Raw genomic sequence first — 12,334 nt, 5'->3', positions numbered from 1 at the left:
ACGCACGCGACCCGCCGTGGACCCACCCGGCGGGCCCCGTGCGTGAGAGGACATAATGCGACGCGTGACAACGGCAGCTCCCACCATCAGCCAGCGGGTCCACTCGCTGAACCGGCCGAACATGGTCAGTGTCGGCACCATCGTGTGGCTGTCCAGCGAACTGATGTTCTTCGCCGGACTGTTCGCCATGTTCTTCACCGTGAAGGCGCAGAACGCGTCCGGCCAATGGCCGCCGCCGCTGCACGGTGAGCCCTTCCACCTGAACATCGCGCTGGCGATCCCGTTCACCGTGATCCTCGTGGCGTCGTCGTTCACCTGCCAGTTCGGTGTGTTCGCCGCCGAAAAGGGTGACGTGTTCGGCCTCCGCCGCTGGTACATCATCACGTTGATCATGGGCGCGATCTTCGTGGGTGGCCAGGCTTACGAGTACCTGAACCTGATCCACGAGGGGCTGACCATCCCGTCCGGCGCGTACGGCACGGTCTTCTACCTCGCGACCGGGTTCCACGGCCTGCACGTCATCGGCGGGCTCATCGCGTTCGTGTACTTGCTCATCCGCACCAAGCTGAGCAAGTTCACCCCGGCTCAGGCCACCTCGGCGATCGTCGTGTCGTACTACTGGCACTTCGTCGACATCGTGTGGGTGGGCCTGTTCGCGGTGATCTACATCCTTCCGTGAACGAAGCCGCCACCACGACCTATCGGCCTGAACTGACAGCAAGGGTTGCCGCAAGATGACCTCCAGCAAGAACAACACGGAGCGCCGCTTCCGCAAGCGGTCGAAGGCACGCAGGCGGTTCGCCGGCGCGCTGGCGCTCGGGATCGCGCTGCTGAGCGTGGGCGGGTTGTACGCCGTTTTCGCCCCGGAGCCGCAGACCGCGCAGGCGCAGGGCGAATCCGCCCTCCTGCGCGAGGGCGAGAAGCTCTACAACAACACGTGTATCGAATGTCACGGGCCGAAGCTCGAAGGTGTCACCGACCGTGGCCCGAGCCTCATCGGCATCGGGGACGCGGCCGTGTACTTCCAGACCTCCACCGGCCGTATGCCGGCGGTCCGCCAGGAAGCCCAGGCGCAGCGGAAGCCGCCGAAGCTGACCGAGGCCGAGATCAACGCGCTGGGTGCCTACATCCAGGCCAACGGCGGCGGCGCGCAGCGTCCCGCCGAGAAGGGTGACGCGCTGCGCGGCGAGGACGTCGCGCGCGGCAGCGAGCTCTTCCGCCTCAACTGCGCCTCCTGCCACGGCTTCACCGGCCGCGGTGGCGCGCTGTCCTCGGGCAAGTTCGCCCCGAACCTGGACCCGGCCACGGAAGAGCAGATCTACACCGCGATGCTCACCGGGCCGCAGAACATGCCCAAGTTCTCCGACCGGCAGCTGTCGCCGGAGGAGAAGAAGGACATCATCGCGTTCGTGAAGTCCGTGAGTCACGGGAACAACTCACCCGGCGGTAACTCGCTCGGCGGTCTTGGCCCGGCCTCGGAGGGCGCGATCGCGTGGATCGTCGGGATCGCCGCGCTGATCGGCGTGACGTTGTGGATTGGATCGAAGGCATGAGCGCCGAAGGGCCGAAGCCGCCGACAGAGGCGGAGTTGGCGGACATGGATCGCGACCAGCTGGTCAAGCTGGGTACCGCGCTCGACGGGGTCGAGATCGTCGAATACCCGACGCCTTGGCCGGTCGAGGGGACGAAGGCGGAGAAGCGCGCCGAGCGCTCCGTCGCCCTCTGGTTCGTGCTGGCCGCGCTGTCCGGCCTCGCGTTCGTGGTCCTCATCGCGTGGCCGCACTGGTTCGAGTACAAGGAGCCGGGCACGCACGGCTACACCCAGTACACGCTGTACACGCCGCTGCTCGGGGTCACCCTCGGGCTGGCCGTGCTCAGCCTCGGTATCGGTGTGATCCTCTACACCAAGAAGTTCATCCCGGCCGAGGTCGCGGTCCAGGAGCGCGGGGACGGCGGCTCCAAGGAGGTCGACAAGGCCACCATCGTCGCCCAGCTCGCCGACTCGGGCAGCCGCAGCACCATCGCGCGCCGCTCGATGATCAAGCGCTCCGCGGGTGCCGGCGCCGGTGTGCTCGGCCTCGCCGTCGCGGCGCTGCCGGTCGCGTCCTTCATCAAGGACCCGTGGAAGGACACCGAGAACCGCGACTCGCTGTGGCACTCGGGCTGGAAGAAGAACTTCCCGGAAGAGAAGGTCTACCTGCGCCGCAACACCGGCCGTCCGCACGAGATCTCCCTGGTCAAGGCCGAGGACCTCGACGCGGGCGCGATGGAGACGGTGTTCCCGTACCGCGAGTCCGAGAAGGACGACGAGCACGCCCTGTCGGCCGCCTTCAAGCGCGTCGACAACCCGGTCATGCTGATCCGTCTCCGCCCGACCGACGCCGCCAAGGTCGTCAAGCGTCAGGGCCAGGAGGACTACAACTTCGGCGACTACTACGCGTACACGAAGATCTGCAGCCACGTCGGCTGCCCGACCTCCCTGTACGAGCAGCGGACCAACCGCATCCTCTGCCCCTGCCACCAGTCGCAGTTCGACGCGCTCCACTACGCCAAGCCGATTTTCGGTCCGGCGACGAGGCCGTTGGCCCAGCTTCCGATTACAGTGGACTCTGAGGGCTACCTGATCGCGCGCGGAGACTTCAACGAGGCCGTCGGACCGGCCTTTTGGGAGCGTAAGTCATGAGTTCACTCACCACCCCGACGAAGGGGACGAACCCGGTCGAGAAGGCCGCGGGCGCTGGTGCGAAGTGGGCCGACGACCGGTATCACCTGGCCAAGGGCATGCGGCACCAGCTCAACAAGGTGTTCCCGACGCACTGGTCGTTCCTGCTCGGCGAGATCGCGCTCTACAGCTTCATCATCCTGTTGCTGTCGGGTGTCTATCTCACGCTGTTCTTCGACCCCTCCATGGAGGAGGTCGTCTACAACGGCAGCTACACCGGCCTGCAGGGCGTCGAGATGTCGCGGGCCTTCGCGACCACGCTGGACATCTCGTTCGACGTCCGCGGCGGTCTGTTCGTCCGCCAGCTGCACCACTGGGCCGCGCTGATCTTCGTGGCTTCGATGATGGTGCACATGTTCCGGATCTTCTTCACCGGCGCGTTCCGTCGCCCGCGTGAGGCGAACTGGGTCATCGGCGCGCTTCTGCTGGTCCTGGGCATGTTCGAGGGCTTCTTCGGCTACTCGCTCCCGGACGACCTGCTCTCCGGTACCGGTATCCGCGCGACCCTGTCGGGCATCGTGCTCTCGGTGCCGGTCATGGGCACCTGGATCCACTGGGCGCTGTTCGGCGGGGAGTTCCCCGGCAACGAGATCATCCCGCGCCTGTACACGATCCACATCCTGCTGCTGCCGGGCATCATGCTCGGCCTGGTGGCCGCGCACCTCGCGCTCGTCTGGTACCAGAAGCACACGCAGTTCCCGGGCGTGCGCCGCAAGGAGACCAACGTCGTCGGCGTCCGCATCATGCCGGTCTTCGCGCTCAAGGGCGGTGCGTTCTTCGCGCTGGTCACCGGCGTCATCGCGCTGATGTCGGGCCTCTTCCAGATCAACCCGATCTGGAACATCGGCCCGTACAACGCGGCGCAGGTCTCGGCGGGTTCACAGCCGGACTGGTACATGGCCTGGGCCGACGGCATGCTGCGGATCTGGCCCGCCTGGGAGCTCTACCTCGGGAACTACACGGTCCCGGCGGTGTTCTTCCCCGGCGCGATCGGGATGCCGCTGCTGATCGGGTTGCTGCTGATGTATCCCTGGATCGAGCGAAAGCTGTCCAAGGACACCGCGCACCACAACCTGCTGCAGCGTCCGCGCGACGTCCCGGTCCGGACCTCGCTGGGCATCATGGCCCTGACGTTCTTCGCGGTCATCATGCTCTCGGGCTTCAACGACATCATCGCGTTCGCCTTCGACATCTCGCTGAACGCGACGACGTGGGCGGGCCGGATCGGTGTCCTGCTGGCGCCGCCGATCGCGTACTACATCACCTACCGGATCTGCCTCGGCCTCCAGCGGGCCGACCGCGAGGTGCTGGAGCACGGCGTCGAAACCGGCATCATCAAGCGCCTGCCGCACGGTGAGTTCATCGAGATCCACCAGCCGCTCGGCCCGGTGGACGACCACGGCCACGCGATCCCGCTCGAATACCAGGGCGCGTCGGTGCCGAAGAAGATGAACAAGCTCGGCTCGGCCGGGCACGCCGTCGCCGGTTCGACCTGGTCCCCGGACCCGGTCGAGGAGACGATCGCGCTGGAGCGCGCCCGGTCCAACGGGCACGGCAACGGCAAGGTCGACGACATCGGTGGCGAGCCCTCCGAGGAGCGCAAGGAGATCACCTCCGGGCACTAGCCCGGGAGACACGCGTGAAGGCCCCCTTCCCTCGGCTCAGCCGAGGGAAGGGGGCCTTCACGCGCTACAAGGGAAGAAGCTCAGGCGCCTTCGACGCCGATGTCGAACGCGGACTCGCTGTCGGCCTTCGAGTAGGAGCGGAACGCGATATGCGTGACCGTGCTCAGCACGCCGGGGACCTTGCCGATCTTCGCCGGGATCAGATCCGCGAGGTCCTCGTGGGCCGCGACGCGGACCGAGGCGATCAGATCGACATCGCCCGCACAGGAATAGACCTCGCGGACACCGTCGATGTCCGCGATCGCCTGTGCCGCCTCGGGGATGGCATCGGCTTCGACCTGGATCAGCACGATCGCCGTGATCAAAGGGTCCTCCTACGTCGGTGAATCCGGTGCCGGAATCCTAGCCCGCCACTCGTTCCAGCGCCGTCGCGCTCGCCGCCAGGTCGAGCCATTCCTGCCAGCCGCCCGCGGCAGCGGGCTCCGCCCAGGGATGCGTCGTGCGCACGAGCCGGACGCCAGGGCGGGTCAGCCAGCGCAGCAGGATGCCGATCTCCTCCGGGACCGCGCCGAAGAGCGGGCCGGGCCCCGGGATCACCGTCTCCGCGGACGCCACGAGCATCTCGACGACGGGCATCGGCGGCACGCCGCGCCGGGCGACCCCCGCCGACGCGAGCCTGCCGTGCCGGATCACCGCCAGCTCCCAGCCGCCGTTCCCGTCCGGCCCGGCGGCGATCAGCTCCGGGATACCCGCCAGCGCCGACTGCCGGTGTGCCCGGCCGACCGCGCGGATCAGGCCGGCCAGCTGATCTCGATGCTGAGCGGCCTGCTCGTAATGCTCCGCCGCGGACAACCGGGCCAGCTGATCGGCGGCGGCCCGCAGCGGACGGCCGTCCGTCCCGGCGATGAGCCCGGACACCGCCAGCACGCTCGGCCGGTACGCCTCGACCGTCTGCTTCCCGGCGCACGGAGCCCCGCAACGCCCGAGCTCGGCGAGGACACAGGGCGTCCCGTTCGGCGCCGTCGCCGAGATGCGCTGGGTGCACGTCCGCAGGCCCGAGGCGCCGGCGAGGGTGTCCGCGGCGGTCCGGGCGTCGGTCTGGGTGCGAAAGGGCCCCAGCATCCCGTCTCGCGGCATGCGGACCACCGACAGGCGGGGGAACGCCTCCTCGGTCAGCGCGACCCACCAGGCGTGCCGTGGGTTCTTGGAACGGCGGTTGTACATCGGGCGGTGGGCGGCGATCAGCCGCAGCTCCCGGACGGCGGCCTCCAGCGCGTGCGCGCATTCCACCGCGTCGACCCGTTCGGCGAGCGCGACCATCTCCCGGATCCGGCCGCGGCTCTCCGAACCGGTGAAGTACTGCCGGACCCGGCGCCGCAGATCGGACGACGTCCCGACGTAGAGGACCTCGTCGCTCGGGCCGCGGAACAGGTAGACGCCGGGCCTCGACGGCAGATGCTCGGCCAGCGAACGTTTGCGGCGCTGGGCGGCGGTCACCTCGGGCAGATAGTCCAGCAGCTCCTCGAGGGTGTGGACGCCGAGGTTGCCCACGCGTTCCAGCAGGGCGTGCAGGACGTCGACGGTGGCGCGCGCGTCCGCCAGCGCGCGGTGGTTCGGCGTGGTGCGCGCGCCGAACAACGCGGCCAGCGCGGAAAGGCGGTAGCTGGGCGTCTCGTCGCGGGAGATGACCCGGCGGGCGAGCCGGACCGTGCAGACGACGGCCGTCTTCGGCCAGTGGTAGCCGTGGCCTTCGCAGGCCGCGCGCATGAAGCCGGTGTCGAAGGCGGCGTTGTGCGCCACGAGCACGGCGCCGGAGATGAACTCGAGGAAGGCGGGCAGCACGCGCTCGATGCGGGGAGCGTCGTAGACCATCGCGCCGGTGATACCGGTGAGCTCGACGATCTGCGGCGGGATCGGCATCCCCGGATTGACGAAGGTGGCGAACTCGCCGACGACCTCGCCGGCGCGGATCTTGACCGCGCCGATCTCGGTGATCCCGTCCGGACCGGGTTTCGTTCCCGTGGTCTCCAGGTCGAATACGACGAAAGTGATGTCCCGCAAAGGAGTTCCCAGCTCGTCGAAGGCGAGTTGCGCCGCGCCGGGCCGCCGTCCGGTGTCCATGGTCGGGCACAGTAGGGGCGGGCACCGACAATCCTGGGGCGTCCCATCCAGCGCGCCCCGAGGGGATGGGGCCTACGCTGGAGCGATGCAACCGCAGCCCGCAGTGCCCGAAACGCCCGAGGACGCCACCGGCGGTCCCTCGGGTGTCGTGGCGTCCGCGGGCGCGCAGGAGACCTCCGAAGAGGTGCCCGCCGAAGGCTGGACGTCCTTGCCGGAGACCGTACGGGAGCGGATCGCCGAGCTGGCGGCCGCCGCCGTGGGCAAACTGCCGTCCGCCGACGTGCCGAGGCAGCTGCGCCCGGTCGCGAAGTTCGCCCCGGCGAAACGCGCGAAACTCGGCGGGACGGCGTTGCTGGCCGCGTTGGGGGAGTCTTCGCAGTTCCGCGTCGCGGTCACCGAATGGCTGCGCGATCACCGCAAGGACGCCCTCGACCCGAACGCCCCCGATTCCGTCGCCGCCGCGGCCGCCGCCGTGCTCCTCGGCGAGGCGGGCGCGGCCGGACGGGTCCGGCTGGTGGCGAAGAACGCCGAGGAGACGGCGTTGCGCGCCGAACGCGACGCCGCGCTGGCTCGCAACCAGCGGCTGGAGGCCGAACTGGCCCAGCTGCGCGAAGAGTTGCGTGAGGCCAAGGAGATCGCCAGTGGCGCGCGGGGAGAACGCGACGCCGAGGTCGAGAAGCTGTTGAAACGCTTGCGGGAACAAGGTGTCCAGTTGCGCCAGGCGAAGGACGCCGTCGCCGAGGCGCACGCTCAGCTGGAGAGCGGCGGCGCCGAGAGCGCTGAGGAGATCAAGGCGCTGAAGGCCCAGCTGGACCGAGAGCGGCAGCGTGTCGCGGCAGAGCGGGCGCGGGCCGAGAAGGCCGTCACGGACGCTGAGATCGCCCGTCAGTCCGCGCGCGAGGCGCGTCAGGCCGACGAGGTCAGGCTCGGGCTGTTGCTGGACACGATCGAAGGCGCCGTCGGCGGGCTGCGCCGGGAACTTTCGGTGAGCGCGCGGGGGCAGCGGCCCGCGGACATGGTCCGCGGCGCGACGTCGGGGATCGGGGCGGGCGGCAAGATCCAGGACGTCACCGGGCTCGACCGGCATCTCGCGTTGCCCAACGTGCACCTGATCGTCGACGGCTACAACGTCACGAAGACCGGATATCCGGAGCTGGCGCTTTCCGACCAGCGCGACCGGCTGATCCACCAGCTTTCCGCGCTCGCCGCGCGGACTTCGGCCGAGGTCACCGTGGTGTTCGACGGCGCCGGAGTGCTCTCCGTGCCCGCGGCGGTGCCGCGCGGGGTGCGGGTGCTGTTCTCCGAACGCGGCGTCCTCGCGGACGACGTCATCCGGTCCCTGGTCGCGGCGGAGCCGCCAGGGCGGCCGATGGTGGTCGCGAGCACGGACCGGGCGGTGGCGGATTCGGTGCGGCGCAAGGGCGCGCACCCGGTGCCGTCGGCGGTGCTGGTTTCACGGCTGAGCCGGGTCTAGAGATGGGATCGCTACTTGAGCGATCGCGCGCCGAGCGGGCGTTGGGGCGCGTCTCGTGAGTGGTAAGGACGGTTAGAACCGTCCTTACCACTCACGAGCACGTCGGGCAGGTGACGCGTGCGGCCGTCGGTCGCCACCCCTCCCGCATGAGGACCACCCGCACCTCGGCCGCGACCTGGCACGGCGAATTCCGGACGTCCTGCCAGCCGTAGACCAGACGCGCCCGGCCGGCTAGTTCGGCCGCGTTGTCCCGACGGCGGTCCCGGAACGCGACGGCGTCCATCGCATGAGTGGCTCGCCCGTCCAGCCGGACGGTCAGCGCCGCGCCTCGTGAGTCGTAGGTGACGTCCTCCCATAACGTCTTTCCGTCGACTTCGACCGCTGTCTGCCGGTCGCCCGGCGGCAGACCGTGTCTCTCCTCGACCTGCTCCTTGAACGCCACTTCGAGCGCTGACATGAGGCCGCCGGCCACCAGCTCGAGGCCTCGCCGGATCTCGGCGCGAAAGCGGAAAGGCGGACGCATCGAGACGCAGTCCCGCATCGCGGAAACCGGGACCTTGCTCCGGCTGACCAGGTCGACGACGACGTTCACCGCGTCGCGTGCAGTGGCCTGGGAGACCGCCAGATCGACGATCGTGTCCGTACGTTTGGTACGCGGCGGCCATGCCTCGGCCGCGGAGTACGGGAGCGCTCGCGACCGATGCACTTTCACCAGTGGAGGCTGGGAAATCGCGGAACTGGAATAGGGCACGGTGACCTCGATCGGCCCCTCCTCGACCGGCAGGAGACGCCATTCCTCAGCCGCGGTGCGATGGCTCAGCACCGCGTGCCCGCCTCCGTAGCGAAGCGCGGCATGAATCCTGGCCGATCTCGGGAGAGGGCCGGTGAAGGTCGCGTAGACCCGCGGCAGCACACGCTGCCAGCGTCCTGCCTCCAGGTTCGCGACGATGTCGGCCTTGCTGTGTCCATAGGCCAGCAGCTGGGCTCTGGTCACGACGCCGTGCTGTTCCTGCAGCAGGACAGGCCAGCTGGGTCGTTGTTCGGCCGGAATGGCTTCTTCCGACCAGCGTCTGTGTAAGGGCACACGTCCACGGTGGCCGGGGCGGGAGGTCGAGAAGGAGGGGTGGGTGAAAGTTGTGGATGGACGGAGCGGTTGTGGACAGCTCAAGTCTCGTGAGTGGTTAGGACGGTTAGAACCGTCCTAACCACTCACGAGGCCGAAACTGTCGGTGGTCGCTCTTAATGTGCACCTCACCACTGAAAGTGAGGAGTTCGAGATGCACGACAAGGCCATCGCCGACATAGCCGACATAGAGACGCTCGTCATCGATTGCGACCGGTGCGCGGTCCGCGGTGACGCATGTCATGACTGTGTCGTCAGCGTCCTTCTCGGCGCCCCGCCGTCGCTCGAATGGGACGCCGACGAACGAAAAGCGGTCGACGCGCTCGCGGAAGCGGGGATGGTCCCGCGCCTCCGGATGGTCGCGATCGTGGAGCAGGAGCGCCGGAAAACCGCCTGAGACACGCCACTACCGGGGCATTCGGCGAGTGGTCGATCCGATCGGGTGAACGGTAGGTAGTCGCGACAGGTCCCAGGATGTAACGCCCGTCACATGTTTCCGCTCATGCTGGTCCGAAGGTGTTTCGGCGCATCACGCAGAGTTTTTGCGCCTGCCATGGTGGACGTCGTGCCCGTGGTTTCGTAACCTGTCCGAGATCTCGTGGCCGGAAGTCGTCGCCAGACGACGACACGGGATCGCCACCGAGGCAGCTTTGTCGGGGAGTTGCATCAGAACCAGCCGTGCGCCAAACCTGTTGCGATAGCTCTCGGCCAGGCGCAAGGCGGGAACGCGGGGAACCGCGCGGGCTTCACGGCCGGCGTCGCGGCTTCGCGGAAGAGGGCCCCCGACCTCTTCGTCCCGGGTTCCGAGTCGGTGGCCGACAGCAAAGGAGACACGCGCGACCGTGCAGTCGCATCCAGTGAAGCGCGTGGTGTCAGGAGCTTTGGCCGCGGCCGCGGTGATCACCGCGGTGACCGTCGTCCAGGCCCCGGCCACTGCCGCCCCAGGCCCCGCCCTCCAACAGCCCCCGTCCGGCTCGGACGCGCTCGCCAAGTACCGCGACCTCGCGGCACAGGCCGAGAAGGCGAACGAAGACCTCCTCAAGGCGAAGGACGACCTCGCCGCGAAGCAGAGCGAGCTCGACAAGGCGACCGCTGACGCCGCCGCCGCGAAGGAACTCGGTGTCAAGGCGGCCGGTGACGAGAAGACGTTCCAGGCCGAGGTGAACCGGTTCGCCGGTGCCTCCTTCACCAGCGGTGTGCAGCTGAACAAGCTGTCGTCGCTGCTGTCGGGCGCTTCGACCCAGGACTTCCTGGAGCGCTCCTCGGCGCTCGAGGTCCTCGCCGCGAACAAGAACACGGCTCTGAACAACCTGAGCGGTGCCGTCGCCCAGGCCGCGGCCGCCGCCAAGCAGGCGGCGGACGCGCAGAACGCGGCCACCGCCGCCCGTGACACGGCCGCCAAGCTGACCACGGACATCGAGGCGCGGCAGAAGACGCTGAACGACCAGCTCGCGGAGATCCAGCGCGCGAGCAACAACCTCAGCGCCTCGGATCGCAACGCTCAGAAGGACAAGGGCGGCGCGTTCCCCAACGTGCCCGCTCCGGGTCCCGCCGCGGCGACCGCACTGGCGGCCGCGAAGAGCAAGCTCGGCAGCCCGTACGGCTGGGGCGACACCGGGCCGTCGTCGTTCGACTGCTCGGGTCTGATGCTCTGGGCGTACAAGCAGGCCGGGCTCACCCTGCCGCGGTCGAGCCGTCAGCAGTCGACCTTCGGCGCCGCTGTGCAGCGTTCGCAGCTTCAGCCGGGCGACCTGGTGTTCTACAACTCGCCGGTCTCGCACGTCGGCATGTACGTCGGCAACGGCATGATGGTGCACGCGCCGACCACCGGTGACGTCGTCAAGGTGTCGCCGCTGCAGAACAACTACGTCGGCGCCCGTCGCCCGACGGCCTGACGAACGACCGGAACGGGGCGGTACCGCGCAAGCGGTGCCGCCCCTTTCGCATGCGGAGGGCCAAGTAGCCTGCAAGGGTGCTGAGGACCCTGCTGGTGACCAACGACTTCCCGCCCCGGCCAGGCGGTATCCAGAACTACCTGAACTCGCTGGCCACCCGCCTCCCCGCGGACGACCTGGTCGTCTACGCGCCGTCCTGGGAATCGAGCACCGGCTCGCACGGCGAGTTCGACGCCGCCGCCCCGTTCGAGGTGGTGCGCCACCCGACGTCGCTGATGCTGCCGACCCCGGACGTGCTCAAACGGGCCAAGGAGATCATGCGTGCCCGCGACTGCGAAGCCGTCTGGTTCGGTGCCGCGGCGCCGCTGGCGCTGCTGGGCCATCCGCTGCGGTCCGCGGGCGCCCGCCGGATCCTGGCGTCCACGCACGGCCACGAGGTCGGCTGGTCGATGCTGCCGGGCTCCCGGCAGGCGTTGCGGCGTATCGGCGACACCGTCGACGTGATCACCTACGTCAGCAAGTACACGCGCTCCCGGTTCTCGGCCGCTTTCGGCCCGATGGCGGGGCTGGAGATGCTCCCGTGCGGGGTGGACACAGCGCTCTACCGACCGGATCCGGCCGCGGGCAAGGAGATCCGCGAGCGCCACGGGCTCGGCGACCGTCCGACGATCGTCTGCGTTTCGCGGCTGGTCCCGCGTAAGGGCCAGGACATGCTGATCAAGATCCTGCCCGAGCTCCGCAAGCGGATCCCGGACGTGGCGCTGCTGCTCGTCGGCGGCGGCCCGTACCGCAAGACGCTCACCGGGCTCGTCGAGGCGATGGGCGTCGAAGACAGCGTCGTCATCACCGGGTCGGTGCCGTGGAAGGAGCTGCCCGCGCACTACAACGCGGGTGACGTCTTCGCGATGCCCGCGCGGACGCGCGGGAAGGGACTCGACGTCGAAGGCCTCGGCATCGTGTACCTGGAGGCTTCGGCGACCGGGCTGCCGGTCGTCGCCGGGAATTCCGGTGGCGCGCCGGAAACGGTGCTGGACGAGGTCACCGGGCACGTCGTCGACGGCCGAGACGAGCAGCAGCTGCGGGAGACGCTGGCCGCGTTGCTGGCGGATCCGGTGCGGGCGCGGCGGATGGGGGCCGCCGGCCGGGACTGGGTCGGCGAGAACTGGCGCTGGGACACCTTGGCCGGCAGGCTTTCCGGGCTGCTCGACGGTGACCCCGTCGCGGCGGTGCGCTGAGTGTCTGTTGGTGAACCCGCGCCGCGATCGACGTCGGCAGGGCGCGACCTGGTAAAGCTCGTTCCTGTGGGTGACCAGGGCGCCCTGCCACCGCGATAGCGGGGCCTTCGGCCGGGCGGGTTCACGCGTTAGGTCCGTT

General features: G+C 69.1%; 11 protein-coding genes. 8 read left to right on the top strand and 3 right to left on the bottom strand.

What is annotated here, in order from left to right; translation table 11 throughout:
- The first annotated feature begins 55 nt into the window (after positions 1 to 55).
- The 4 genes from ctaE to qcrB are packed head-to-tail and all read left to right on the top strand — an operon-like array spanning position 56 to position 4,347.
- Positions 56 to 679 (top strand): aa3-type cytochrome oxidase subunit III, encoded by a 624-nt coding sequence (ctaE, locus tag ACZ1DY_RS30550; RefSeq protein ID WP_091599208.1) that lies wholly within the window; start codon positions 56 to 58, stop codon positions 677 to 679.
- A 55-nt stretch (positions 680 to 734) separates the two neighbouring features.
- Positions 735 to 1,553 carry a cytochrome bc1 complex diheme cytochrome c subunit gene (gene qcrC / locus ACZ1DY_RS30545; RefSeq protein WP_126733776.1) on the top strand — a complete coding sequence of 273 codons (819 nt, stop codon included), beginning with the start codon at positions 735 to 737 and terminating at the stop codon, positions 1,551 to 1,553.
- Positions 1,550 to 2,683 carry a cytochrome bc1 complex Rieske iron-sulfur subunit gene (qcrA, locus tag ACZ1DY_RS30540; RefSeq protein WP_126733775.1) on the top strand — a complete coding sequence of 378 codons (1,134 nt, stop codon included), beginning with the start codon at positions 1,550 to 1,552 and terminating at the stop codon, positions 2,681 to 2,683. The genes qcrC and qcrA overlap by 4 nt, the downstream gene beginning before the upstream one ends.
- Entirely contained in the window at positions 2,680 to 4,347 is a 1,668-nt protein-coding gene (gene qcrB / locus ACZ1DY_RS30535) for a cytochrome bc1 complex cytochrome b subunit (protein ID WP_126733774.1), read from the top strand. Before qcrA ends, qcrB begins: the two co-directional genes overlap by 4 nt.
- Positions 4,348 to 4,427: 80 nt before the next feature.
- On the opposite strand, the gene ACZ1DY_RS30530 is transcribed toward qcrB, so the two are convergent.
- Together ACZ1DY_RS30530 and ACZ1DY_RS30525 are read right to left on the bottom strand one after the other, a co-directional pair.
- The gene (locus ACZ1DY_RS30530) at positions 4,428 to 4,712 is read right to left on the bottom strand and encodes an Lrp/AsnC family transcriptional regulator (RefSeq protein WP_126733773.1); all 285 of its coding nucleotides are present in this window, start codon (positions 4,710 to 4,712) and stop codon (positions 4,428 to 4,430) included.
- A 37-nt stretch (positions 4,713 to 4,749) separates the two neighbouring features.
- A complete protein-coding gene (locus ACZ1DY_RS30525; RefSeq protein WP_465481715.1) occupies positions 4,750 to 6,468 on the bottom strand; it encodes a DEDD exonuclease domain-containing protein in 1,719 nt (572 codons plus the stop codon).
- Positions 6,469 to 6,553: 85 nt separating this feature from the next.
- Between ACZ1DY_RS30525 and ACZ1DY_RS30520 the strand changes: the two genes are divergently transcribed.
- Positions 6,554 to 7,942, top strand: a complete 1,389-nt coding sequence (locus tag ACZ1DY_RS30520) for an NYN domain-containing protein (RefSeq protein ID WP_465481714.1) — start codon at positions 6,554 to 6,556, stop codon at positions 7,940 to 7,942.
- Between the two features lie 91 nt (positions 7,943 to 8,033).
- On the opposite strand, the gene ACZ1DY_RS30515 is transcribed toward ACZ1DY_RS30520, so the two are convergent.
- On the bottom strand, positions 8,034 to 9,026 hold the full coding sequence (locus tag ACZ1DY_RS30515; protein WP_465481713.1) for a hypothetical protein: 993 nt from the start codon (positions 9,024 to 9,026) through the stop codon (positions 8,034 to 8,036).
- A gap of 193 nt (positions 9,027 to 9,219) precedes the next feature.
- Here ACZ1DY_RS30515 and ACZ1DY_RS30510 point away from each other — a divergent pair, with 193 nt between their 5' ends.
- The 3 genes from ACZ1DY_RS30510 to ACZ1DY_RS30500 all read left to right on the top strand — a co-directional run bounded on the left by ACZ1DY_RS30510 (position 9,220) and on the right by ACZ1DY_RS30500 (position 12,195).
- Entirely contained in the window at positions 9,220 to 9,462 is a 243-nt protein-coding gene (locus ACZ1DY_RS30510; RefSeq protein ID WP_192741105.1) for a hypothetical protein, read from the top strand.
- A gap of 445 nt (positions 9,463 to 9,907) precedes the next feature.
- Positions 9,908 to 10,960, top strand: coding sequence for a C40 family peptidase (locus ACZ1DY_RS30505; RefSeq protein ID WP_185927155.1), 1,053 nt, complete (start codon positions 9,908 to 9,910; stop codon positions 10,958 to 10,960).
- Positions 10,961 to 11,037: 77 nt separating this feature from the next.
- Complete coding sequence (locus tag ACZ1DY_RS30500) at positions 11,038 to 12,195, top strand: glycosyltransferase family 4 protein (protein WP_465481712.1); 1,158 nt, start codon at positions 11,038 to 11,040, stop codon at positions 12,193 to 12,195.
- Positions 12,196 to 12,334: the final 139 nt, after the last annotated feature.

It is taken from the genome of Amycolatopsis sp. PSD-21 (assembly GCF_055561455.1).
This window is presented reverse-complemented; position numbering and strand designations above follow the sequence as displayed.